At 61.2% G+C, this 24268-nt stretch carries 18 protein-coding genes, 1 pseudogene and 1 riboswitch; of the genes and pseudogenes, 2 read left to right on the top strand and 17 right to left on the bottom strand.

The annotated features are described in order from the left end of the window. Positions 1 to 2: 2 nt before the first annotated feature. Positions 3 to 890: a phosphotransferase gene (locus ABID16_RS16085; protein WP_354557371.1), complete on the bottom strand. Its 888-nt coding sequence runs from the start codon at positions 888 to 890 to the stop codon at positions 3 to 5. Positions 891 to 1102: 212 nt separating this feature from the next. On the opposite strand from ABID16_RS16085, the gene ABID16_RS16080 reads away from it, so the two are divergent. Continuing rightward, positions 1103 to 1861 (top strand): DeoR/GlpR family DNA-binding transcription regulator, encoded by a 759-nt coding sequence (locus tag ABID16_RS16080; protein ID WP_354557370.1) that lies wholly within the window; start codon positions 1103 to 1105, stop codon positions 1859 to 1861. A 6-nt stretch (positions 1862 to 1867) separates the two neighbouring features. Here ABID16_RS16080 and ABID16_RS16075 read toward each other — a convergent pair whose 3' ends face one another. The 16 genes and pseudogenes from ABID16_RS16075 to ABID16_RS16000 all read right to left on the bottom strand — a co-directional run bounded on the left by ABID16_RS16075 (position 1868) and on the right by ABID16_RS16000 (position 22105). Beyond that, positions 1868 to 2524: a 4'-phosphopantetheinyl transferase family protein gene (locus ABID16_RS16075; RefSeq protein ID WP_354557369.1), complete on the bottom strand. Its 657-nt coding sequence runs from the start codon at positions 2522 to 2524 to the stop codon at positions 1868 to 1870. After that, positions 2521 to 2967 carry a GNAT family N-acetyltransferase gene (locus ABID16_RS16070; protein ID WP_354557368.1) on the bottom strand — a complete coding sequence of 149 codons (447 nt, stop codon included), beginning with the start codon at positions 2965 to 2967 and terminating at the stop codon, positions 2521 to 2523. Before ABID16_RS16070 ends, ABID16_RS16075 begins: the two co-directional genes overlap by 4 nt. 32 nt (positions 2968 to 2999) lie before the next feature. After that, positions 3000 to 7052, bottom strand: a complete 4053-nt coding sequence (locus ABID16_RS16065) for a Pls/PosA family non-ribosomal peptide synthetase (protein WP_354557367.1) — start codon at positions 7050 to 7052, stop codon at positions 3000 to 3002. Positions 7053 to 7441: 389 nt separating this feature from the next. After that, entirely contained in the window at positions 7442 to 9166 is a 1725-nt protein-coding gene (locus ABID16_RS16060) for an ABC transporter substrate-binding protein (RefSeq protein ID WP_354557366.1), read from the bottom strand. Between the two features lie 110 nt (positions 9167 to 9276). Beyond that, complete coding sequence (locus ABID16_RS16055) at positions 9277 to 9564, bottom strand: DUF2160 domain-containing protein (RefSeq protein ID WP_354557365.1); 288 nt, start codon at positions 9562 to 9564, stop codon at positions 9277 to 9279. Between the two features lie 3 nt (positions 9565 to 9567). After that, on the bottom strand, positions 9568 to 10392 hold the full coding sequence (locus ABID16_RS16050) for a carbohydrate ABC transporter permease (RefSeq protein ID WP_354557364.1): 825 nt from the start codon (positions 10390 to 10392) through the stop codon (positions 9568 to 9570). Between the two features lie 13 nt (positions 10393 to 10405). Next, the gene (locus ABID16_RS16045) at positions 10406 to 11272 is read right to left on the bottom strand and encodes a carbohydrate ABC transporter permease (RefSeq protein WP_354557363.1); all 867 of its coding nucleotides are present in this window, start codon (positions 11270 to 11272) and stop codon (positions 10406 to 10408) included. Positions 11273 to 11274: 2 nt separating this feature from the next. After that, positions 11275 to 12345, bottom strand: a complete 1071-nt coding sequence (locus ABID16_RS16040) for an ABC transporter ATP-binding protein (RefSeq protein ID WP_354557362.1) — start codon at positions 12343 to 12345, stop codon at positions 11275 to 11277. A gap of 14 nt (positions 12346 to 12359) precedes the next feature. After that, the gene (locus ABID16_RS16035; protein ID WP_354557361.1) at positions 12360 to 13442 is read right to left on the bottom strand and encodes an ABC transporter ATP-binding protein; all 1083 of its coding nucleotides are present in this window, start codon (positions 13440 to 13442) and stop codon (positions 12360 to 12362) included. Between the two features lie 27 nt (positions 13443 to 13469). Further along, entirely contained in the window at positions 13470 to 14999 is a 1530-nt protein-coding gene (gene glpD / locus ABID16_RS16030) for a glycerol-3-phosphate dehydrogenase (RefSeq protein WP_354557360.1), read from the bottom strand. Between the two features lie 91 nt (positions 15000 to 15090). Then, positions 15091 to 15873, bottom strand: coding sequence for a DeoR/GlpR family DNA-binding transcription regulator (locus ABID16_RS16025; RefSeq protein ID WP_354557359.1), 783 nt, complete (start codon positions 15871 to 15873; stop codon positions 15091 to 15093). Positions 15874 to 16005: 132 nt separating this feature from the next. Further along, positions 16006 to 19065 carry an efflux RND transporter permease subunit gene (locus ABID16_RS16020; protein ID WP_354557358.1) on the bottom strand — a complete coding sequence of 1020 codons (3060 nt, stop codon included), beginning with the start codon at positions 19063 to 19065 and terminating at the stop codon, positions 16006 to 16008. Further along, a complete protein-coding gene (locus ABID16_RS16015; protein WP_354557357.1) occupies positions 19062 to 20150 on the bottom strand; it encodes an efflux RND transporter periplasmic adaptor subunit in 1089 nt (362 codons plus the stop codon). The genes ABID16_RS16020 and ABID16_RS16015 overlap by 4 nt, the downstream gene beginning before the upstream one ends. Beyond that, positions 20147 to 21250, bottom strand: a complete 1104-nt coding sequence (locus ABID16_RS16010; protein WP_354557356.1) for an efflux RND transporter periplasmic adaptor subunit — start codon at positions 21248 to 21250, stop codon at positions 20147 to 20149. Before ABID16_RS16010 ends, ABID16_RS16015 begins: the two co-directional genes overlap by 4 nt. 215 nt (positions 21251 to 21465) lie before the next feature. Further along, positions 21466 to 21875: pseudogene (locus ABID16_RS16005) on the bottom strand (type II toxin-antitoxin system VapC family toxin). Beyond that, a complete protein-coding gene (locus ABID16_RS16000) occupies positions 21872 to 22105 on the bottom strand; it encodes an AbrB/MazE/SpoVT family DNA-binding domain-containing protein (RefSeq protein WP_354557355.1) in 234 nt (77 codons plus the stop codon). The pseudogene ABID16_RS16005 and the gene ABID16_RS16000 overlap by 4 nt, the downstream one beginning before the upstream one ends. A 136-nt stretch (positions 22106 to 22241) precedes the next feature. Then, positions 22242 to 22374: riboswitch (TPP riboswitch) on the top strand. Positions 22375 to 22463: 89 nt separating this feature from the next. Between ABID16_RS16000 and thiC the strand changes: the two genes are divergently transcribed. Beyond that, positions 22464 to 24266 carry a phosphomethylpyrimidine synthase ThiC gene (gene thiC, locus ABID16_RS15995; RefSeq protein WP_354557354.1) on the top strand — a complete coding sequence of 601 codons (1803 nt, stop codon included), beginning with the start codon at positions 22464 to 22466 and terminating at the stop codon, positions 24264 to 24266. Positions 24267 to 24268: the final 2 nt, after the last annotated feature.

The raw sequence follows: 24268 nt of genomic DNA, 5'->3' as shown, positions 1-24268 counted from the left end.
GGTCAAAGCTTTCCGTAGGTTGACTGGTGTCGTTGAAGCGCGGCCTCAAGACGCGCCAGATTGTCGTTCGTGTAGCTCTCGTAATCCGCACCGGGCGCGGAGAGATGAATTTCCGAAACCATGCTCCACATGGCTTCGCGCAAAAGCGAGGCGCATTGCATGGCCGAATGGGAGCGTCTGATTTCGACGGGCAACGTTCCGCCGAAATAGGCGGCCAGAAATTCGTCCGCCTCTTCCGCCGGGAAGCCCGCATTCGAAGTCGCACCGGCCAAATCGAACATCGCGGTCGAGAAACCGGCATATTCGAAATCGATCAGCCAGAGCCGTTCGCCATCATCGAGGATATTGGCCGGCAGAAGATCGTTATGACCGAAGACGATCGGCAGCGGCGTCTGGATCGCCTCCAGCGTCCGGCAGAGTTCGAGATAGCGGGGCAATTCGCCGGTCATCCGGCTCCTACCCGCTTCCAGCGTACGCGCATAGTCGCGGACGACATGGAAGGGCCAGAACATGAATCCGGGTCCGACAATGTGTGCGGACATCGTCTCGTGGAACCGGCGCAGAAGAGCCGCAACGCGCGCCGCATTCGCGCGCACGTCGTCGGCCGCAAAGGTACGGGCCAGGAGAAAAGCGGAGACCATGACGCCTGGTGCGGAATGCTCCACCTTCGGCCCGAAACCGGCGGCGTGAGCGGCCCGCGCCGTCATCACCTCGCGGTCGCGCAGCACATGATGAAACGGATAGTCCTTGCCGAAGCGCACCACATGCCGTCCGGCCACGTCGCTGACCAGATAGCTCTCATTGGAAATGCCGCCCTTCAGCGGCTCGATCTCGATCGGCCCGGCCCAGCAGCTTAAGGCCGCGATCCTGTCCTCAACGCCTTCCTGCACCAGCGCCTCCAGTTCTCACGAGACCGGTTCCCTTGATCTTTTCCGTGCCTCGTCTGCCCATAAGTTCAACCAGGATCTTAGCGCGAGTCAATCCGAATTTGTGGCTTTGTGCGTTTTAATGCCCGATTATGACCGTTTGAATTGTGTATGGATTGCGAAAAAGCCCGATTTCGTCTAGCTTTCCGGCAAGTGACATTTGAACGGACAGGCCCATGCTGGCTTCGAAACGCCATGCCGACATCCTGAAACTGCTGGAGATAGACGGCTCGATGGCCGTATCGGATCTGGCCGAGCGCCTCGGCGTGTCGCTTGAAACGATCCGCCGCGACATCAAGCCCTTGGCCGAAAGCGGCGCCGTGCTGCGCATGCATGGCGCGGTCGCCCTGCCCTCGGCACTCGGCGAAGCACCGTTCGAGAGGCGCATGCGCGAGATGAGCGCGGCCAAGAAGAAGATTGCCGAATGCGTTGCCCGCACCATTGCCGATGGCGAAAGCCTGATGCTGGATACCGGCACGACGACCAGCTTTCTCGCCCGCGAGTTGCTGGGCCACCGGCGGCTGACGGTGATCACCAACTCATCCGACATCGCCCGCGTTCTGGCGAGCGTCAACGGCAACCGCGTCTATATGGCGGGCGGCGAAATCCGGCCGGACAGCGGCGCGGTTTTCGGCCTTTCAGCCATCGAGTTCATCGCCCGTTTCTCGGTCGACCATGCCATCATCTCGGCGGGTGCCGTCGATCTGTCCGGCATTCTCGACTATGCGCTGGACGAGGCGGAGTTTGCCCGCACCGTGCTGTCGCGCGGGCGGCGCAGGGTGGTCGTGACGGACAGTTCGAAGTTTGCCCGCGCTGGCCTCATCCATGTCTGCGGTTTCGGTGACATCTCTGAACTCGTGACAGATGCCGCGCCACCGACAGAGATTGCCGAGGCGGTCCGAGCAGCGGATGCCAGTTTGACGATTGCGGGCTAGGCTCTCTCACACCGGCTCGAAAGCCAGAACGACGATGCGGGGCTTCAGGATGTAGACGAGCTTCACGTTTCGCCCCGTCCTCGTCCGCCCTTCGCCGCGCGTGAAATCGATCACGACGTCTTCAAAGTCGAGTATGACGTTGTCGCGCGGAAACACCGCCTTGTACACCGCCTCCTTGGCAGCGAAGAGGAGGCGGCTGGCCAATCTTTCCTCAACGCCATCAAGGACATCGCCCGGCATCCTGACAATCGCGGCCACGTCTTCGGCCAGCGGTTCGCCAGGTTCGACATCGATACCCAGTCCCGAGAACGAGGCAGCAGACGCCACGGCGGCGACAGCAAAGTCATCGTCATGCGCCATCGACCCCACTACACCGAGCGGCCAGACCGGCGCACCGTCTGGCGACTTCATGAGCGGCGCAACAGCGAGCCCCGCCTGATTGAGCAATCCGCGCGCAACGTGCCGCGCCGCGCCACTGGCATCGCGCATCGGATTTCTCTTCGAGGTGATGGAAGCGGCCTCATCGGGGAGCAATAGCGCCTGATCGCCATCCCGGATGACGCGGCAGTCCGCGTGAATACCGGGAGGCAGGATCGCAGCGAGCACTTCGTCAAGAGCACGCTCTTCGGCTGACCGATCCGCCCGACGGTTCGGCCCCGTCATGAACGAACAGCACGCGGATCGAGTGCGGCAATCATCTCGTCGTCCTCGTCCAGCCCTTCCTCGACAAAGCCGGCCTTGGCGTAGAGGCTGCGAGCGGCTTCGTTCTCTGGCTCGTAGCAGATGGAAATGCGGGTCACATCGCCAAGCGCGGCGATTTCGTTCAGAAAGGCCTTGAGCCCGGCGCGCCCGTAGCCTCGCCCCTGCTGCGAGGCGTCGATCATGAAGCGATAGAGACGCACATCATTCCGGTCGGTTGCGTCATACATCAGAAAGCCGACGAGCGTGTCGTCGGCCATGATGGCGCGGGGCGATGCGCCGGGATCATGATCCGCCTCGGCGAGCGAGGCGGCATTGTCGGCGACGAAATGCGCCTGCGCCGCCTCCACCTTCAGCGCCGCAACCGCGGCACGGTCCGCTGCCCTAACCGGAGCGAGATGAACCATTGCTCGAAGCCCATCCGCGCCCGCAATCACGATCAGCTCTTGGTGCGCGCGGCACCCTCCCGGATCGGCGTGATGACGCTGTGGAGCTTGGCCGGATTGCCGCGCCAGATCGTATTAGGCTCCAGCGCCTCGCCCTTCATGACGAAGCTGTCTGTGTCGGCGATAGAACCCTCGCCCATGACGACGCCATAGTGGACGAAGGCCGCAGGGCCGAGCGTGCAGCCCTTGCCGATGCGGATATAGTCCGACTTGAACGCGCCCTCTTCCAGCGAATGCGCCTGAATGACGGAACCTTCGTTCAGCGTCGCATCGTCGCCAATCTCGACCAGCGAGCGTTCGGTCAGGTTGGACCCGCCATCATAGACCCGCTTGCCGACCTTGACGCCAACGGCGCGCAGGATGAGCGGGCGGAACGGTGTGCCGGCGAAGAGATACATGATCGGCGAGTCGGACAATTTCCAGTGCCGTTCATGCCGCCAGAACCGCCGCTCGTAGATCGTCGTCGTCATCGGCTTGAGCTTGCCGAAGCCGAGGCTCGCCCGCTCGATAAGGATATACATGATGATCTCGAACGTCGTCACGATCACGGTCGCGATGAAGAGACCCGTGCCACCCCATTCGGTGTAATAGTTCAAGGCGCGGTCCCAGACGGCAAGCGCTATGAACAGCGCCAGGAACTGCGCGCCGAGGAAGAGGACTCCTGTCCAGAAATTGTAGCGGTTCTTCTGCGGCAGGCGGGCGCGGCGATCCTCGTCGCTGACCCCCTGGATCAGATCGAGGTCGCGCTTGACCATGCGCGGAATTTCGAAGGGCGGCGAGCCGAGCAGACCGATATTTTCGCGAACCGGCCCTTCGATAGGAACCATGACTTTCGTGCCGAGAAGAACGTTGTTCCCCGTCTTGCCATCCGGCGGATAGTAGATGTTGTTGCCGAAGTAGTTGTCGTCGCCGATCCGCGTGGGCGAGAGGCTGAAGGACGAGGCCGACTTGTGCACGTTGATCATGTAGAGGCCGTCGGACACCATGGTCCTGCTGCCGAGGTCGCACATGAAGGGGTTGTCGTGCTGCGTGTTCGTACCGAAATTCGAGCCGGTCTGCACCACGCTGTTAAGGTTCCAGCCGACGGCGCGGATGTAGTGCACGATAGCCGAACTGTCGCCGAAGAGCAGGTTCATCAGGCGTGAATTGCTGACCGTTTCGGTCACGGACTGCATGAAGTAGTGCACGCCATAGAGCGAATAGGTCTTGCCGGGCTCCAGAAAGCGGCGGAAGAGGCGCGGTACGCCGACGGCCAGCAACAGCGCAAGCGTAAGACCGCCCGCCTCCACGACAAGCGCTCCGATAGCCACAAGGCCAATCGTTTCCTGATAGCCGTCGCCAACATTTTCCCAATAGGTCTGAATGATCAGCGGCAGCGGCGTGATCACCGTGAAGAGGAAGATCAGCTGCACCGTTTCGTAGACGATGCGGCGAACGCGCGAGAGCTTGACGCCATGCACTTTCGAATAGTTTGCGTTCGACTTGACCGCCGGAGAACCATGCCAGTGCTCGCCATCCGGGATCACCTGGCCGCGCTGCAGCGACGAGCCGTGGCCGAGCTGCGCGCCGTCACCCATCTTCGTGTCGATATCCAGCGCACTGCCGACGCCGACAAAGGCGTCGCGGCCGATGGTGATGCGGCCGGTGTGGATATAGCCGGCCTCGGCGCGGAAGCCGGGGATCAGCGTTTCCTTGCGCAGAATTGTGTTTTCGCCAATGGAGATCAGGTCGGTGCAGACCGGAACCGACTTGCTTTCGATGGCCGTGCTCGACCCAAGCTTGGCACCCAGAAGCTTCAGATAGAGGCTATAGAGCGGGCTACCGCGGAACAGCACGACCGGCGCGCTGCGGATGAGCGTCTTGACGACCCAGAAGCGGTAATAGCGCCAGCTCCAGATCGGGAAGATCTCTTCCTTCCAGCGGCCGACCAGAACCCATTTGGCAATGACGGAAAATCCGGTCATGGCAAAGAAGACGGCACCCGACAGGATGACGCAGCGAATATAGAGCGCAAAGGGATCGTCGAGCTTTTCGTAAAGCCACATCAGACCGTAGTTGAACAGCCAAAGACCCACATAGGCATAGACACCATAGAAGGCGAGCTGCGCCGCACCGGTTGCCCAATAGGCGAAATTCGAGGCGCGATGCTGCAGAACGATTTCTTCCGCAAGCGGCTCGTCGGCGGCAGCGCTGCCGAAATGTTCGATCAGCTGCCCGATGCTCGGATTGGCATAGATGTCGCGCATCGAGGTCGCGGCCCATTCCTTGCGGGTACGAACCCGCGAGCAGAAATGCGCCAGAAGCAGCGAGTTTGCGCCCAGATCGTCGAAGAAATTGTCTTCGACATAAACTTCCTCGACCTTGAGCACATCGGCCAGCGCCGAAGCCAGGAACCGCTCATCATCCGTGCTCGGCAGGAACTTCGAGCGATTGTCCGAGACACGCGACATCGTCGGCTTCGGCAGCCGCCGCGTGTCGATCTTGTCGGACACCGTCATCGGCATCGCGTCAAGCTGCTCCAGGAATTTCGGCACCATGTAGTCCGGCAGGCGGCGCTTGAGCTCGCGCGTCAGCGTCAGCCGATCCAGTTCGCCAGTTCCAGACTTGAGAGCATAATAGCCGACCAGTTCGACGCGCCCAGGCTGGACTTCAAACGTGGTGACTGCTGCCTGCGCGATCTGCGGCTGGTCGAGAAGGATTGCCTCGATTTCGCCTGTCTCGATGCGATAGCCGCGGATCTTCACCTGGGTGTCGATACGGCCGTGATACTCGACATCGCCGTCTGCATTGATGACGCAAAGGTCGCCCGTGCGGTAGATGCGATGCGAAGGATTGTTCGGCAGAGAGAGGAAGTCGTTGATGAACTTCTCCTCGGTCAGATCTGGCCGGTTGAGGTAGCCGACAGCGACGCCGATCCCGGCGAGCCCCAGTTCGCCCATTTCGCCGACAGGCATAAGTTCCGGCTTTTCCGGATTGAGGATGACGGCAGAATAGGTCGGCAGCGGCTTGCCGATCGTGACCGGCTTATCTGGCGTCAGCACAGCCATGGTTGCGGTAACCGTTGCTTCCGTCGGACCGTATGTGTTGAGAATCTTGCGCTTCTCGGTCGCCCAGCGCGCCACGAGGTTCTGCGGACAGGCCTCGCCACCTACGAGGATCAGACGCAGGCTCGGCACGTCGCTCTCCATGGACGACAGCAGCGTGGGGCTGCAGGCCATGCAGGTTATCTCATGCTCGCGCAGGAACTCGGCCAGCTCCTCACCAACCAGCGTCATCTGGCCTGCAGCGGGAACAATGGTGGCGCCGGCCGCGAAGGGAACCCAGATTTCCTCGGTCGAGAAGTCAAAGGCGATCGTCATGCCCTGATAGACGCGATCCGACGGCTTGTAGCCATAGGAATGGGCCGCGACGCGGACGAAATTACAGATGCTCTGGTGACGGATCACGACGCCCTTGGGCTTGCCCGTCGTGCCGGAGGTGTACAGGATATAGCAGGTGTCGTCGGTCGATACGGCAACCTCCGACGGCGAGAGCGGCGCGGCGTCCTTGGCGTCCACCTCCTCGCCAGCGCGATCGATCAGCAGGTTGTCGATCGAAAGCTGGCTGGCCTTTTCGAGATAGCCCTCGATGGTCAGGACGAGGCGGATGCCGGCGTCCTCGATGATCAGCGACATGCGCTCCGGCGGAAATGCAGTTGCCAGCGGCACGAAGGCGGCGCCCGCCTTCATCACGGCGAGAACGGCAATGTAGGTTTCGGCAGAACGGTCCAGCAGCAAGGCGACACGGTCACCGGCGCGCACACCCTTTTCGATCAGCAGTCTCGCCAGCTGGTTGGCGCGGCGATCGATTTCGCCGTAGGTCCAGGCGCGGCCTGTGGAGATGACGGCCGGGTGCGAAGGCGACGTTTCGGCCCGCTGAGAGAAGACGCGGTCCAGGCGCTCGCCGGGGCGACCCTCGTCGGCATAATTGTCACCGAGAAGAACCTGCCGGTCTCCCAGCCACCCACGCTCGTTTTTTTCAGCGCTTGATCGGGTTGCCGACGTCATGGTGCATAACTCCAAAGGGCATGTCTAAGCCAAAGGACCCTCTGCACACACGAGCGTGAGCCCCGGCGCATGTCGGTCGTCAATCTTGTGATAATCGGCGTTGCAATACGCCGATTTCAAGGGCATGCAAGCAAAATCATCGGCGCGAAGCCTTGTGTGACAAAACCTTCACGTTGCGATTCGCCTGCTCTGTCCTTTTTGTCAAACAATGACAATGGGGCGATTGTCCGGCAGCCGGGACCGAAGACTTCAAACTTTTTCATGACGATCGCAAATCGAGATGGCGATATGTGACAAAAGAAATGCCGGGGTGCCCTAAGACACCCCGGCCTCCGGTCCGCCTCAAAGCCATACCGGCGAACCGGAACGGCAAGCGCGCATGGTCGCGATTACTTCTTCTGCCAGCTCTTCACCAGTTCGTCGTAGTTGACGGTGATCGGCTTTTCCTTCTCGTTGGCGACCTTCAGCTGCGGAGCGAGGTTGCCCTTGGAGACGGCATCCTTGTTCCAGTAGGCGATGTCATGCTGTTCGGCGAGCTTCGGGCCAATATCGCCCTGAACCCCGGACTTCTCGATACGGGCCATGACCTTTTCCTGCTCTGCGCAGAGCGAGTCCATGGCCGCTTGAGCCGTCTTGGCGCCCGACGCCGCATCGCCGATTGCCTGCCACCACAGCTGGGCAAGCTTCGGATAGTCCGGAACGTTCGTGCCCGTCGGCGACCACTGAACGCGGGCCGGCGAACGATAGAACTCGACCAGACCGCCGAGCTTCGGAGCACGCTCGGTGAAGGACTTGTCCTGGATGGTGGACTCGCGGATGAAGGTGAGGCCTACATGGCTCTTCTTCACGTCCACGGTCTTCGAGGTCACGAACTGCGCGTAGAGCCAGGCGGCCTTGGCGCGGTCGAGCGGGGTCGACTTCATCAACGTCCAGGAACCCACGTCCTGATAGCCGAGCTTCATGCCTTCCTTCCAGTAGACGCCATGCGGGCTGGGGGCCATGCGCCACTTCGGCAGACCGTCGGCTCCGACAACCGGCAGGCCGTCTTTGACCATGTCGGCGGTGAAGGCTGTGTACCAGAAGATCTGCTGGGCAATCGCGCCCTGCGCCGGGACAGGACCCGATTCAGAGAAGGTCATGCCCTGCGCTTCGGCCGGCGCGTAGGCCTTCAGCCAGTCGAGATACTTCTGGATCGAGTAGACGCCTGCCGGGCCGTTGGTGTCGCCACCGCGTGCCACGCAGGAGCCGACCGGCTGGGACTTCTCGTTGACCTTGATGCCCCATTCGTCAACCGGCAGACCGTTCGGCAGGCCCTTGTCGCCGTTGCCGGCCATGGAGAGCCAGGCGTCGGTGAAGCGCCAGCCGAGCGACGGGTCCTTCTTGCCGTAGTCCATGTGGCCATAGACCTTCTTGCCGTCGATCTCGCGACCGGTGAAGAAGGCGGCAATGTCTTCATAGGCCGACCAGTTGACCGGAACGCCGAGTTCGTAGCCATACTTGGCCTTGAAGTCGGCCTTGTTCTTGGCATCGTTGAACCAGTCGTACCGGAACCAGTAGAGGTTGGCGAACTGCTGGTCGGGAAGCTGGTAGAGCTTCTTGTCCGGAGCGGTCGTGAACGACGTGCCGATGAAGTCCTTCAGGTCGAGACCAGGATTGGTGACGTCCTTGCCCTCGCCGGCCATGAAGTCGGTGAGGTTGCGGACCTGCTGGTAGCGCCAGTGCGTACCGATGAGATCCGAGTCATTCACCCAGCCGTCGTAAAGGTTCTGACCCGTCTGCATCTGGGTCTGGATCTTCTCGACGACGTCACCTTCCTGGATGATGTCGTGGGTGACCTTGATGCCGGTGATCTTGGTGAACCAGGGCGCAAGCGTCTTGGACTCATAGGCATGCGTGGTCAGAGATTCCGAAACGACGCGGATTTCCATGCCGGCGAATGGCTTGGCGGCGTCGATGAACCATTGCAGTTCCTTTTCCTGGTCCGCGCGCGACAGCGACGACAGGTCCTTGATTTCGCTATCGAGGAACTGCTTGGCGTCGTCCATGCCCGCGAAGGCCTGGCCGCCCAGCGCCATCAGCGCCAGAGCCGTTGTTGTCAGAAGTTGCTTTCGCATAATTACCCTCCCATTGGTCAGCGATTGCATTCATGATCCGCGACGGCGACCCCTCCTGGCCGCCGGCACATTTTCTGGTATTCGGCGTATTCACGCCGCAGCGCATGGCCTCACACAAACAGGAAGACGCAGATTGCGTAGCCCGCGGAGAGGAGTAGCGCCCACCACAGGCTTGCGTCCATCAGACCAAGCCATGCGATATGGATGAAGGCTGCACCGAGCAGCGAAATGAAGAGTCGGTCGCCGCGCGTGGTTTCGAAGCGCAGGACGCCGACGCGCGGATTGCCGCCGGGCGAGACATATTCCCAGACCCCCATGCACACGATGAGGAAGAGGATCGTCAGGAAGAAACCGGCAGTCGGCCATGTCCAGGCCATCCATGTGAAGTTGAGATTCATGACTTACACCCTCCCCAGTGCGAAGCCCTTGGCGATGTAGTTGCGGACGAAATAGATGACGAGCGCGCCCGGAACGAGGGTGAGCACCCCTGCCGCCGCCAGCAGTCCCCAGTCCATGCCCGCCGCAGACACCGTTCGCGTCATCGTCGCTGCAATCGGCTTCGCATCCGTCGTCGTCAGCGTGCGGGCAATCAGCAGCTCCACCCACGAGAACATGAAGCAGAAGAAGGCGGCCACCCCGACACCGGAGGCGATCAGCGGCATGAAGATCTTGAAGAAGAAACGCGGGAACGAATAACCGTCGATATAGGCCGTCTCGTCGATCTCCTTCGGGACGCCGGACATGAAGCCTTCCAAAATCCAGACTGCCAGCGGCACGTTGAACAGGCAATGCGCCAGCGCCACCGCAATATGCGTGTCGATCAGACCGAAGGCCGAATAGAGCTGGAAGAAGGGCAGCGCGAAGACGGCCGGAGGCGCCATGCGGTTGGTCAACAGCCAGAAGAACAGGTGCTTGTCGCCCAGGAACCGGTAGCGCGAGAAGGCGTAGGCCGCAGGCAGAGCAACCGCGACGGAAATGGCCGTGTTCTGAACCACATAAATGATCGAGTTGATATAACCCGAATACCAGGAACTGTCGGTGAAGATCGTCTTGTAATTCGCCAGCGTCGGCGCATGAGGATAGATCGTCATCGTCGAGATGATCTCCTCATTCGTCTTGAAGCTCATGTTGACCAGCCAGTAGATCGGCAGGAGCAGGAAGACGATATAGAGCGTCGGCACGAGCCACGAGAGGCGTGCGGCGGTGGATGTATTGGATTTGCTCATCGCTTGCCCTCCCTCAATTCTGCGCGTCGCTGGCTGTCATGACGGTGTAGAAGATCCATGACAGCAGCAGGATGATCAGGAAGTAGACGATGGACATCGCCGCCGCCGGACCAAGGTCGAACTGACCGAGCGCCATCTTCACGAGATCGATGGACAGGAAGGTCGTCGAGTTGCCGGGTCCGCCGCCGGTGACGACGAAGGGCTCGGTATAGATCATGAAACTGTCCATGAAGCGCAGCAGGATGGCGATCGTCAGCACGCGCCGCATCTTCGGCAGCTGGATGTAGCGGAAGACCGCGAGCCGCGAGGCGCCATCGATCTTGGCCGCCTGATAATAGGCATCTGGGATCGACACGAGGCTGGCATAGCACAGCAGCACGACCAGGCTCGTCCAGTGCCAGACATCCATGATGATGACGGTGAACCAGGCGTCCACCGGGTCCTGCACATAGTTGTAGTCGAAGCCGAGCGCATTGGCGACGTAACCGAAGAGACCGATATCGGTGCGACCGAAAATCTGCCAGATCGTGCCGACCACGTTCCACGGGATGAGGAGCGGCAGCGCCATCAGCACGAGGCAGACGGAAACCCAGGCGCCCTTCTTCGGCATGTTGAGCGCAATGAAAATTCCGAGCGGAATTTCGATGGCCAGAATGACGCCGGAGAAGATCAGGTTTCGGCTGAGCGAGTCCCAGAAGCGCTGCGAACGCAGGAGTTCGGTGAACCATTGCGTGCCGTTCCAGAAGAACTCGTTGTTGCCGAACGTGTCCTGAACCGAATAGTTGACCACCGTCATCAGCGGGATCACGGCCGAGAAGGCGACCAGAACCAGAACCGGCAGCACCATGAACCAGGCCTTGTTGTTCCAGGTCTTTTCCATGATCAAGCCTCCATGCCCACGCGCCAGGAATTGGCATAGATGCCGATGGCACCCGGTTCGAAACGGGCACCGGCATCGGCCGGGATGTCCTGATCCTCGTCGAGAACGATGGAGAGCGGATGACCGGCAAAGCGTGCCCGCACGATCTTCTGGCGGCCGATATCTTCCACCTTGTCGATGGCAATCGGCATGCCGCCCCGCTCCAGCCTGACGAATTCCGGACGAATTCCAAGTTCGATACGCCCCTCGCCCGCCACCTTCGGCGCACCGGCCAGCGCAATCTCCTGCCCACCAATGACAGCCTTGTCGCCCTGCACCGTAGCCGGCATGACATTCATGCCCGGCGAGCCGATGAAATAGCCGACGAATGTGTGGCTGGGCGTCTCGAAGAGTTCAGTCGGCGTGCCGATCTGCACGATCTCGCCCTCGTACATGACGACGACCTTGTCGGCGAAGGTCAGCGCCTCCGTCTGGTCATGCGTCACATAGACCATGGTGAAGCCGGAGCTGCGATGCAGCTGCTTCAGCTGCGAGCGCAGCATCCATTTCAGATGCGGGTCGATCACCGTCAGCGGTTCGTCGAAGAGGATGGCGTTGACGTCGGCGCGCACGAGGCCGCGCGCCAGCGAGATCTTCTGCTTCTGGTCGGCCGTCAGGCCACGCGCCCGTTGCTTCGCCATGCTTTCAAGATCGGTCATGGCGAGGATTTCGCGCACCCTCTTGTCCACCTGCGCTTCAGGCACATTCCGGTTGCGCAAGGGGAAGGCCAGATTGTCGTAGACGGTCATCGTGTCGTAGACGACGGGGAACTGGAAGACCTGTGCGATGTTGCGCGCCTCGGTCGGCAGGTCGGTGACGTCTGCGCCATTGAAGGCAATGCGGCCACCCGAGGGGCGGATTAGACCCGAGATGATGTTGAGCAGCGTGGTCTTGCCGCAGCCGGAAGGGCCGAGCAGCGCATAGGCGCCGCCGTCTTCCCATTCGTGATGCACTTCCTTCAGCGCGTATTCGCCGCGGGCTTCGGCTTCCGCGCTGTAGGCGTGGCGGATATGGTCGAGCGTGATGCGTGCCATGTCGTCTCTCCCCCTCACCCTTCCACCGGCGCCGGCGCGCCGATCGCCCGGCCCTGCCCGTCGAACGCCATCAGATGGCGTGTATCGAGATAGACCTGCATTGAAAGACCGGGATCGAATTCGTGCACGCCGCGGGCCAGCATCACCCAGCGTTCGCCATCGAAATCGATATGAATGAAGCTTTCGGAGCCTGCGATCTCAGAGATAGCGGTCTGCACGGCGATAGGCTGCGTGGCATGTGCGGTCGCCGCCGGAAACAGATGATGCGGCTGGAAGCCGATGGTCACTGGACCGTCCGGGATGGCGGACAGATGGGCCGGCACATCCACCAGCACCTTGCCCCCCACCATAAACTGGCCGCCCCGGCGAACCACGGAGGCCACATTGAGCGGCGGATCGGCAAAGGTACGCGCCGTCAGGAGGTCAGCCGGGCGGCGATAGACATCGATCGTCCTGCCGAATTGCGTGATGCGGCCTTCGCTCAGCGTCGCCGTGTTGCCGCCGAGAAGCAGCGCTTCGGATGGCTCGGTCGTCGCATAGACGAAGATCGCGCCGGATTCGGCGAAGATTTTCGGCAACTCGTCGCGCAGTTCCTCGCGCAGCTTGTAGTCCAGGTTGGCGAGCGGCTCGTCGAGCAGGACGAGGCTTGCCTTCTTCACAATGGCGCGGGCCAGCGCCGTGCGCTGCTGCTGCCCGCCGGACAGGTTGAGCGGCGTGCGCTCCAGATAGGGCGTGAGCTTGAGGATTTCCGCAGCCTTGCGGACTTCGCGGTCAATCGTTGCGGCATCCGCGCCGGAGATGCGCATCGGCGATGCGATGTTCTCATAGACCGTCAGGAGCGGATAGTTGATGAACTGCTGGTAGACCATCGCGACATTGCGCTTCTGCACGGGCGCACCCGTGACATCCGCGCCGTCGAACAGGATTTCGCCTTCAGTCGGGCGATCGAGCCCGGCCATCAGCCGCATCAGCGATGTCTTGCCCGAAAGCGTCGGGCCAAGCAGCACGTTCAGCGTCCCCCGCTGAAGCGTCAGGCTTGTCGGATGGATATGAATATCCTTTCCGACGCGCTTCGATACGTTGCGTAATTCCAGCATTGAATCCGGTCCCCTCCCTGGACAAGATCAGCTGGCAGCCTTAACGCGGCTGCCCGCAATTCCCTCCAGATAGTGTTCAAGTGCGGCGACCGCTTCGGTCCCCAGATGCAAGCCCTGCTTGGTGCGCCGCCACAGGATATCCTGCGCCGTATGCGCCCATTCGTGGTCGATCAGGAACCGCACTTCCGCTTCGTAAAGCGTTCCTCCGAAGTGCTGGCCCAGATCGGCAATGCTGCCGGCCTTGCCAAGAATGTCCGCGGCGCGCGTGCCGTAGCAGCGCACCAGGCGCTCGGCGTGACCGCGGGAAATGAACGAATAGGTGTTCTGCAGGGCATCCGCCTGCGCGGCAGCACCCTGCGCCGAGAAGTTGCCGCCCGGCAGGTACGATCCAGCCGTCCACGGCTTGCCCTTCGCGCCGATGGCCTCGCTGATTTTCTCCAGCGCATGTTCGGCCAGACGGCGATAGGTCGTCAGCTTGCCGCCGAACACGTTGAGAAGCGGCGCGGTCCCTTCGCCGCCATCAACCTTCAAGACGTAGTCACGCGTGGCTTCCTGCGCCTTCGAGGCGCCATCGTCAAAGAGCGGACGTACGCCGGAATAGGTCCACACGATATCCTCGCGGCGCACCGGCTCGGCGAAATATTCGCTGGCCGCGTTGCAGAGATATTCCGTCTCCTGCTCGCTGATCGCAACATCGCGCGGATCACCGGTGAAGTCGCGATCCGTGGTGCCGATCAGCGTGAAGTCCTGCTCGTAAGGGATTGCAAAGATGATGCGATTGTCCGGGTTCTGGAAGAAATAGGCGCGCGGATCGGAGAACTTCTTGCGCACCACGATATGGCTGCCCTGCACGAGGCGGACATTCTTGACGTCGTTGCGTCCAACGACACCAGCGAGCACCTTGTCGACCCACGGGCCGGCGGCGTTGACCAGCATGCGAGCCTGGAATGTCTGCTGCTCGCCCGTATCGACGTCGCGTGTCTCAACGGTCCAGAGACCGGCCTCGCGGCGGGCGCTGACCACTTCGGTGCGATTGAAAATCTGCGCACCGCGGTTCGCAGCGTCACGAGCGTTGAGCACGACCATGCGCGCGTCATCCACCCAGCCGTCGGAATACTCGAAGGCCTTGGCGAAGAGCGGCTTCAGCGGCTTGCCCGCCGGATCGCGGCGCAGGTCGAGCGTCTTGGTCGCGGGCAGCAATTTGCGGCCGCCGAGGTGGTCGTAGATGAAAAGGCCAAGGCGAATGAGCCAGGCAGGGCGGATGCCGCCCTTCTGGAACGGCAGCACGAAGCGCATGGGCCAGATGACATGTGGCGCCATCGCCCAGAGAATTTCACGCTCCATCAGTGCTTCGCGCACCAGACGGAATTCATAATGCTCCAGATAGCGCAGGCCGCCATGGATCAGCTTGGTCGAACCGGAGGATGTACCGGAGGCGAAATCGCCCTTTTCGGCAAGCACCACGGAATAGCCACGGCCGACAGCGTCACGCGCGATGCCGCAGCCGTTGATGCCGCCGCCGATAACAAAGATGTCGTAAACCTGACCGCCTGCCATCTCAACCTCGTCTTTCGCAGCGCAACAAATTATTGCATTTGCGAAATCCATTGTATAGGAAACGAAATTGAAACGAATGTCAAACGAAACTTTATCGACCTTCGTTGTCCACAGCGCGCGTTTCGATCAGCCGGACATCGTTCTCCGCGCAGATTTCGCGAACGCGGGCAATCGGACAGTGATCGGTGATGAACGTGTTAATCTGCGAGATATGCCCGATCCGGACCGGCGCGGTACGTTCGAACTTGGCTGAATCGCTCACAAGGATGACATGCCGCGCATTGGCGATGATGGCCTGCGCGACCTTCACTTCGCGATAGTCGAAGTCGAGAAGCGCACCATCCTCGTCGATGGCCGAGACGCCGATGACGGCGAAATCCACCTTGAACTGGCGGATGAAATCCACGGCCGCCTCGCCGACGATCCCGCCGTCCGAGCCGCGCACGACACCGCCCGCGATCACCACCTCGATTGCAGGATAGACCCTCAAGCGGTTGGCGACATTGATGTTATTGGTAATGACCATCAATTCGTGATGGTCGCTCAGCGCCTCGCCAACGGCCTCCGTCGTCGTGCCGATATTGATGAAGAGCGAAGCGTTGTCGGGGATGAGCGCCGCCGCCGCCCGGCCGATATCCTGCTTCTCGGTCGCCGCCATGGCGCGGCGCTGCTCATATTTCAGGTTCTCGGTGCCACTTGGGAACAGCGCCCCGCCATGGATGCGGGACAGCACCCGCGCATCGCACAGATCGTTCAGGTCCTTGCGGATGGTTTGGGGGGTGACCGAAAAGAGTGTGGCCAACTCTTCGACAAAAACACGGCCCTTCGACTTGGCGAGCGCTACAATCTCATCCTGCCGTGCCGAGAATATCATCGAAACGCCTCCCCTTTCGTTTTGCTTCAGATTACAGATTTTCGAACGCAGTTCAAAGTATTCTGAATTGAGTATGAAAAGCCGCGGCGCTCGTTCGAACGCCGCGGCATGAAGCTGGTTGATCCTGCGGCCTCAAGCCTGTTCCGGCTTCGGCTCGCGAATACGGAAGGCCGCGACATAGAGCGCCGGCAGGAAGAGCAGCGTCAGCGCCGTGCCGATCACGATGCCGCCGATCATCGCATAGGCCATCGGCCCCCAGAACACTTCCTCGGCGATCGGGATGAGGCCAAGGCTGGCCGCGAGCGCAGTGAGCATGATCGGCCGCAGACGATGGATCGAAGCATCGAGCACCGCGTCCCAGGCATTCATCCCCCCTTTCCGCAAGTCCTCGATCTGCACGATCAAGATGACCGAGTTGCGGATCAGGATGCCGATCAGTGCCAGCACGCCGAGGATCGCCACGAAGCCGAGCGGCGCGCCGCTGGGCAGAAGCGCTGCGACTACACCGATGAGGCCGAGTGGAGCCACCGCAATGACGAGGAAGAGCCGGCTGAAGCTTTGCAGCTGCAGCATGAGAACGGTGAACATGACAAGCAGCATCACCGGAATGACGGCAATGATTGGCGCCTGCGACTCTTCGCTGTTCTCCACCACGCCGCCGGTCTTGATCTCGTAGCCGGGCGGCAGGGAAGCTGCAAACTTCGCCACCGCCGGCTCCAGATCCTTTACGATGTTCAGCGCTTCGCGGTCGCCCTGGATGGCGGCCGAAACGGTGATGGTCGGCAGGCGGTCACGCCGCCAGATCACCGGCTGCTCTTCGGTATATTCGAAGCGGGCGATCGACGAGAGCGGGATCGAATTGCCGCTCGCGTTCGGCAACTGCAGGTTTTCGAGCGCGTCGATGGACGAACGTTCCGTCTTGTCGGCGCGGACCATGACGTTGATCAGGTAGATCGAGTCGCGGAGCTGCGTGACCGTCATGCCGCCGACAATACCGTTCAGCGAAGTTGCGATATCCTTCGAGCTGACACCGAGCTGGCGCGCACGGTCCTGCAGGACATCCACCTTCACCACGCGGGTCGGTTCCATCCAGTCGTAGACGATCTTGGCCAGATACGGATCCTTGCTGAGCTCCGTCTTCAGCTTCATGGCATAGTCGCGCACCTGGTCAACATTCGGACCGCTGACGCGATACTGAACAGGACGGCCAACCGGCGGGCCGAGTTCCAGCAGCTTCACGAGGCTGTCGGAGCCGGGGAAGGTCTTGTCCAGGTAATCCTGGAACTGCTTTTGCAGCTTCTCGCGCGTCGCCACGTCCTTGGTGATCACGACGACCTGTCCGAAATAGGAGGACGGCTGCTTCACGTCGAAGGCAAGGACGAAGCGCGGGGCACCGGCGCCGATATAGGTCGACCAGTGTTCGACGCCCTCATTGCCTTTCAGCATGTCGTTTTCGAACTTGGTGACCTGCGTCGTCGTCTCCGCCATGGAGGCGCTCTTCGGCAGGGACATGTCGATCACGAGTTCGGTCCGGTCCGAAGACGGGAAGAACTGCTGCTGCACGAAACTCATGCCGTAGACCGAGACGCCGAAAGCCGCAAAGGTGACGACGATCGTCAGCCAGCGATTGCGCATGCAGGTTGTCAGGATTCCACGGAAGAGACGCATGGAACGGCTCTCATGGCCCTCTTCATGATGCTTCTTCCACTTTTCCGGCAGGATCGTCACGCCGATCAAGGGCGTGAAGAGCACGGCCACGATCCAAGAGACAATCAGCGACACGGCGATCACAACGAACATCGTGAACGTATATTCGCCGGCCGCGCTGCTGTTCAGGCCGATCGGGATGAAGCCAGAGACCGTGACCAGCGTGCCGGTCAGCATCGGGAATGCGGTGGAGGTGTAGACGGCCGTTGCCGCCTTGTTGAGCGGATCGCCCGCTTCCAGCCGCGCGATCATCATTTCCACAGCGATCATGGCGTCATCGACCAGCAGGCCGAGCGCGATGATCAAGGCACCGAGCGAAATACGCTGCAGCGTGATGCCGGAATATTCCATCGCCATGAAGGTGATCGCGAGCACCAGCGGGATGGCAATCGCGACAACCACACCGGCGCGCATGCCGAGGCTGACGAAGCTGACGGCCAGAACAATGATGATGGCTTCGAACAGCGCCTTGGTGAAGCCGCCCACGGCCTCCTTCACGATCTTCGGCTGGTCGGCGACCAGATGGATGTCGACACCCACGGGAAGCGTCTTCTGGATCTGCGCCAACCGATCGTCCAGCGCCTTGCCGAAGTTCAGCAGGTTCGCCCCCGGCTTCATGCCGACGGCCAGGGCAATCGCGTTCTTGCCGTTGAAGCGGAAGACGGATGACGGCGGATCGATATAGGTCCGCGTCACATTCGCCACGTCGCTAAGGCGGAAGAAACGATCGTTGATGTGGAAGTTGATGTTGCGGAGGCTGTCTTCAGAGGTGAACTGACCCGTGACGCGCAAGGCGATGCGCTCCGGCCCGCTATTGATGACGCCCGAGGGGGCGATCGCATTCTGCTCCTGCAGAGCATTCAGCATGGCCTGCTGGTCGATGCCGAAGGCCGCAAGCTTGCGCGGTGAGAATTCGAGATAGACGACTTCGTCCTGCGCGCCGATGACATCGACCTTGCCGATATCAGGCACCGACAGGATATTCGACCGGGCGTTTTCGACATAGTCGCGCAACTGCCGATAACTCAGGCCATCGCCCGTGAAGGCATAGATATTGCCGAAAACATCGCCAAAAGTGTCCTGGTAGAACGGCCCCTGGACGCCTTGCGGGAAGGTGTAGGCAATGTCGTTGATCATGTTGCGGACGCGGAACCAGACGCTTTGAACGTCACGCGCCTTGGTGGTCGCCAGAAGATCAACGAAAATCGTCGCCTTGCCAGGCTCCGTCATCGACTTGGTGTAATGGAGCTCCGGCAGTTCCTGCAGCTTCTTCTCGATGCGGTCCGTCACCTGGTCGGCCGTCTCGGCCGCCGTGGCACCCGGCCACTGGGCCTGAATGACCATCGTCTTGATGGTGAAGGAGGGATCTTCCTCCCGGCCGAGATTGATGAAGGAGAAGGCGCCGGCGATGATCGACACGATCATGAAATACCAGACAAGCGAACGATGCTCGAGCGCCCAGTCGGACAGATTGAACTTTTTCATCGGGCGGCTTCCTCGACGAGCTTGACCTGCTGGCCATCCTTGAGAGCATGAATTCCGGCAACGGCGACGAGATCGCCGCCCTTCAGACCGGACTTGACGACATAGCTGGTGCCAGGGCCTTCCGCCGCCTCGATCGCGGTCCTGACGACCTTCGAGCCGGCGCGATCGAACTTCCAGACCGTCAGCTTGCCGTCATCGGACATGATAGCGTCGGAGGGAACGAGAATGGTTTCGCCGCCGGTCTTTCGGGCGGATGCCTCGATCGTCGTGCCGATACGGAACACGTCCGGCGCGTTGCCGATCGATATCCTGACGCGGATCGTATGCGTGAGCTTGTCGGCACTCGGCGCGATCTCGCGCACCTTGCCCTCGATCTTCCGGTCCGGCTGCAGCAGCGTCGCTATTTCAAAGACATCACCGGCAGCGATGCGGCCGACGACGTCGTCGGGGACATCGATCACGGCGTCGCGCAGATCGGGACGTGCAATGGTGATGGCCGGGGCACCGGCGGCAACCGTTTCTCCGACTTCGATCGTTGAAGCCGTGACGATCCCGTCGTAATCGGCAATCAGCTGGGCATAGCCGAGCTGTTCGCGCGCCTTGGCGAGCTGGGCCTGGGCGCTTTCGAGGTTGGCATCGGCCGCCGCCAGGCTCTGGCTTGCGCTGTCGATCTGCGCAGGCGAGGCGAAGCCTTCCTTGGCGAGCGCGTTGGCGCGGTCGTCAACCGACTGCGCATTGGCAAGCTGCGACTGGGCCGCGGTGACGCTCGCCTCGGACGAACGCACGCCTTCCTTCAGCTGCGCGGTATCGAGCACTGCCAGCACATCGCCCTTTCGCACTGTGTCGCCGACGGTGACGTTGCGGGCAACAATCTGGCCCGGCACGCGGAACGCCTTCTGGGTCGAAACCTGTGGCTCGACCGTTCCGGGGAAATCCAGCACGACCTCCGGTCTAGACTGCACCACCGCTGTCAGAATCGGTCTATCCTCCTGCGGCGTCTCGGCTTTCTTTTCCTCGCAGGAGGAGAGAAGGAATGCCGCGGCGAGCGCAGCCGCCGCCGTTGCAGACAATCTCATGGACATCATCGCGCCGCCTCCGTGTAATTGACGACAAGATCGGGGCTCAGGAAGACATTGCCCTTCGTGACCACCAGATCGCCCTCCTTAAGGTCGCCGGAGACAACCATGGTCTGGCCGATATACTGCAGAAGCTTGACCTTCCGCGGCGTCGCCTTCTTCGCAGCCGGGTCCACCACCCAGACGATCGGCGCGCCGTCCTGCCGCGAGAGGGCGCTATAGGGCAGCGGGAAGCCGGAGATCGGCTGACTGCTGCCGGTGCCGGCAACGGCAGCGCCCAGCGTCATCCGGGCCGGCGGATCGATGATGTCCGCCTTGATGCGCACCGTTCCCGTACGCACGTTCACCGTCGGCGAGACTTCCGCCAGCTGCACCTTTGCCTTCACGGATGGATCGGCGACGAGGAAGATTTCGGCCTTCCTGATCTCGCCCGTCGCAATCAGCGCGTCGGAAACGTCGAAGACGGCCTGCTTGGCATTGCCGTTGGCGATCGTGATGACGGCCTGCCCCGCCTGCACGACCTGTCCGATCTCGACATTGACGGCCGTGACCACACCATCGGAACCGGCCTTGAGTTCGGCATAGGAGAGATTGTCTTCAGCGATCTGCAACTGGCTTTGCGCGATATCCAGTTGCGCCTTCGCGACATCGACGGACTTGGTAGACTGTTCATAGGCCGAGCGTGTCGCAAAGCCCTTGTCGAGCAGCGATTTCTGCCGGGCCAGATCGGAGGTGGCGAGATCGAAGGTCGCCTTGGCCGAGGCAACACCCGCCTGCGCCGCGGTGATATTGGCCTGAAGTTCCGCGGTCCCGAGCCGCGCCAGCAACTGCCCCGCCTTGACCGCATCGCCGGTCTGCACCAGCCGCTCGACCACCGTTCCGCCGACGCGGAAGGCAAGGTCGCTGCTTTTGGCCGCGGCGATCGTGCCGGTCACGTTGAGCGGCTTCGAGACATCGGATTGATGCGCCTTTTCCACGACGACCTGAAGCGTGTATTCCGGCTTTTCGGCCGAAAGCGCAGGCGTGATGCCCAGACAGGGGGAACAGGGGGAAAGGATCAACGCCGCGGCAAGCGCGCGAGCTGACCGGCTTCGTAACTTCATATCCATCAAGGCGTCTCCGGCGCGTGGGATCGAATCGCGTTTCGGGTATCTGAATTAACTTATATGTCGAAGCGTTTACGAGAGTTGAGCGAAATTGCAACAGATGTATGTGCACAAACTCGATCAAGGCTCGAATTTAGTAAAAACGACATTGCGGCGATTGAAGGGCTTCAGTCTTTACACAGGCGTGGACAAGGACAGTCTCAAGAGCCTGAGTTCCCCTACCCCTCTGGCGTTGCTAGCGAAACATCAGGAAAATAGGTTCGATAGCGCCGCGAATCGCGGGTCAGCAACTGCAAACCTTCAGCTGCGGCATGGGCTCCAATGAAGAAGTCCGAGAGGACGCCGGTCCGCGTCCCGCCACGCTTGCGATAGGCTCCGAACGCCTTGGCGGCCAGAAAAAGGGCGCTCCTGGGGATGGGTTGAAGCTGAAGCCTTGAACCAAAAACGAAGGCGTCCAGCAGCTCGATGTTTCGAAAACGAACGGCCAATTCAGCATAAACAATATCTTTGATAATCAACGGCCCTGTTCGGCTGTACTCATCCAGTTTTAGATTTGACCATCCAAACCAAACCAAACCGGATCGTCGGTCACGATATCAAGCAGAACATTGGTGTCGACGAGGATCACACTTCACCGCGCGTCATATCCATGATTTCGTCGGTAGTCGGCCCTGGCCCAGCATGGCCCCGAAATCTTTCAAAGCGACTCGAAGTTCCCTTCTCCTCTTCGCCCACCAACTCGACCGTTCCATCCGGATGACGGCGAAAATCGACCTTGCTGCCCGGCCCGATACCAAGCTGCTCCAGAACGTCCTTGGGAATGGTCACCTGCCCGCTGGCTGTCACGACGATGCTCATGGCACGGCTCCGTTATTGGCCTCAAGACCCGTAAAATACGACGCGGGCGCCGGCCACGCAAGCGCCTCTGTCAGCAGCCGCTGGCCGCAGCAAAGCAAACCGCTTGACGCCTTCTGTCAAATCCCCCTAACATAAGCGCATTCACCAGGGGGGTCCCGCAAGGGGCTGAGATTCTGCTGGGCAATCCCTCAATCGAGGGAAAGCAGCGCAGTGACCCGTTGAACCTGATCCAGTTCATACTGGCGTAGGGACGGTGCGAGCGCTGCGAGAGACGGAGTCCATCCCGGAATCCGTTTGGCGTCTTTCCATCATTCCGGCTTCGAACTGGGTCTCCAATGTCAAACCTTGGAGCCTCAAAATGAACATTGCCGCAACCAACATCACCCCCGTCGTCACGCAAGGGGCGCTTCCCGCCTCACAAAAGGTCTTCCATGCAGGTGAAATCCACCCCTGCGTCATGGTCCCGATGCGCGAAATCTCGGTCCATCCGACCGCCGGCGAACCGCCCGTCACCGTCTACGACGCCTCGGGTCCCTACACCGATCCCGCTCAGGTCATCGACATCGAAAAGGGGCTGCCACGCCTGCGCGAGCAGTGGGTTGCCGCCCGCGGCGACACCGAGGCCTATGACGGCCGCATCGTGAGGCCCGAGGACAATGGCTTCGCCCAAGGCGAACGCCTGACGCCGGAATTCCCGAACCTGCCCCGCCCGCGCCGTGCATTGAACGGCAAGGCCGTCACGCAGATGGCCTATGCGCGCGCCGGCATCATCACGCCGGAAATGGAATTCGTCGCCATCCGCGAGAATATGGGGCGCAAGGCCACGATTGCCTCGCATGGTGGCGAGAATTTCGGCGCGGCGATCCCCGACTTCGTAACCCCCGAATTCGTCCGCGAAGAGATCGCGCGCGGCCGCGCCATCATTCCCTCCAACATCAACCACCCGGAAGCCGAGCCGATGATCATCGGCCGCAATTTCCTCGTCAAGATCAACGCCAATATCGGCAATTCCGCCGTCACCTCCTCCATGGCCGAAGAGGTCGAGAAGATGGTCTGGGCGACGCGCTGGGGCGCCGACACGGTCATGGACCTTTCGACCGGCCGCAACATCCACAATATCCGCGAATGGATCATCCGCAATTCGCCCGTTCCGATCGGCACCGTGCCGCTCTATCAGGCGCTGGAAAAGGTGGGCGGCATTGCCGAAGACCTTTCCTGGGAGGTTTTCCGCGACACGCTGATCGAGCAGGCCGAACAGGGCGTGGATTATTTTACCATCCATGCCGGCGTGCGCCTCGCCTATATTCCACTCACCGTCGACCGCGTCACCGGGATCGTGTCGCGTGGCGGCTCGATCATGGCCAAGTGGTGTCTGCATCACCACAAGGAGAGCTTCCTCTACGAGCATTTCGAGGAAATCTGCGACATCTGCCGCGCATACGATGTCTCCTTCTCGCTCGGCGATGGCCTGCGCCCCGGCTCGCTGGCCGATGCCAATGACGCGGCGCAGTTTGCCGAGCTGGAAACGCTGGGCGAACTCACGCAGATCGCCTGGGCGAAGGATTGCCAGGTGATGATCGAGGGTCCCGGCCATGTGCCGATGCACAAGATCAAGGAGAACATGGACAAGCAGCTTGAGCATTGCGGCGAAGCCCCATTCTACACGCTCGGGCCGCTGACGACCGATATCGCGCCGGGCTATGACCACATCACTTCGGCGATTGGCGCCGCGATGATCGGCTGGTTCGGCACAGCCATGCTTTGCTACGTCACGCCGAAGGAGCATCTGGGCCTGCCCGACCGCAACGACGTGAAGACCGGCGTCATCACCTACAAGATTGCCGCCCACGCCGCCGATCTCGCCAAGGGCCATCCCGGTGCACGGCTGCGCGACGACGCGCTCTCCCGCGCCCGATTCGAGTTCCGTTGGGAGGACCAGTTCAACCTCTCGCTCGACCCGGAAACGGCGCGTTCCATGCATGACGAGACGCTGCCCAAGGAGGCCCACAAGGTCGCCCATTTCTGCTCCATGTGCGGCCCGAAATTCTGCTCCATGCGGATTTCCCACGATATCCGCGCCGAGGCGCAGAAGGAGGGCATGGAGGCGATGGCGGCGAAATTCCGCGAGGGCGGGGAATTGTATATGCCGCTTTCGGAGTGAAC

The sequence above is a fragment of the Limnomicrobium aquaticum genome, assembly GCF_040545545.1.
GTDB lineage: Bacteria > Pseudomonadota > Alphaproteobacteria > Rhizobiales > Rhizobiaceae > Ensifer_A > Ensifer_A aquaticum.
This window is presented reverse-complemented; position numbering and strand designations above follow the sequence as displayed.

Bases quoted from the DNA above. Each gene is read 5' to 3' on its own strand.
- ABID16_RS16050 (WP_354557364.1), bottom strand. From the start codon at position 10,392: ATGAGCAAATCCAATACATCCACCGCCGCACGCCTCTCGTGGCTCGTG.
- ABID16_RS16025 (WP_354557359.1), bottom strand. From the start codon at position 15,873: ATGATATTCTCGGCACGGCAGGATGAGATTGTAGCGCTCGCCAAGTCG.
- ABID16_RS16055 (WP_354557365.1), bottom strand. From the start codon at position 9,564: ATGAATCTCAACTTCACATGGATGGCCTGGACATGGCCGACTGCCGGT.
- ABID16_RS16070 (WP_354557368.1), bottom strand. From the start codon at position 2,967: ATGGTTCATCTCGCTCCGGTTAGGGCAGCGGACCGTGCCGCGGTTGCG.
- ABID16_RS16045 (WP_354557363.1), bottom strand. From the start codon at position 11,272: ATGGAAAAGACCTGGAACAACAAGGCCTGGTTCATGGTGCTGCCGGTT.
- ABID16_RS16040 (WP_354557362.1), bottom strand. From the start codon at position 12,345: ATGGCACGCATCACGCTCGACCATATCCGCCACGCCTACAGCGCGGAA.
- ABID16_RS16015 (WP_354557357.1), bottom strand. From the start codon at position 20,150: ATGATGTCCATGAGATTGTCTGCAACGGCGGCGGCTGCGCTCGCCGCG.
- ABID16_RS16065 (WP_354557367.1), bottom strand. From the start codon at position 7,052: ATGACGTCGGCAACCCGATCAAGCGCTGAAAAAAACGAGCGTGGGTGG.
- ABID16_RS16075 (WP_354557369.1), bottom strand. From the start codon at position 2,524: ATGACGGGGCCGAACCGTCGGGCGGATCGGTCAGCCGAAGAGCGTGCT.
- glpD (WP_354557360.1), bottom strand. From the start codon at position 14,999: ATGGCAGGCGGTCAGGTTTACGACATCTTTGTTATCGGCGGCGGCATC.
- ABID16_RS16035 (WP_354557361.1), bottom strand. From the start codon at position 13,442: ATGCTGGAATTACGCAACGTATCGAAGCGCGTCGGAAAGGATATTCAT.
- ABID16_RS16000 (WP_354557355.1), bottom strand. From the start codon at position 22,105: ATGAGCATCGTCGTGACAGCCAGCGGGCAGGTGACCATTCCCAAGGAC.
- ABID16_RS16060 (WP_354557366.1), bottom strand. From the start codon at position 9,166: ATGCGAAAGCAACTTCTGACAACAACGGCTCTGGCGCTGATGGCGCTG.
- ABID16_RS16020 (WP_354557358.1), bottom strand. From the start codon at position 19,065: ATGAAAAAGTTCAATCTGTCCGACTGGGCGCTCGAGCATCGTTCGCTT.
- ABID16_RS16010 (WP_354557356.1), bottom strand. From the start codon at position 21,250: ATGGATATGAAGTTACGAAGCCGGTCAGCTCGCGCGCTTGCCGCGGCG.
- ABID16_RS16080 (WP_354557370.1), top strand. From the start codon at position 1,103: ATGCTGGCTTCGAAACGCCATGCCGACATCCTGAAACTGCTGGAGATA.
- thiC (WP_354557354.1), top strand. From the start codon at position 22,464: ATGAACATTGCCGCAACCAACATCACCCCCGTCGTCACGCAAGGGGCG.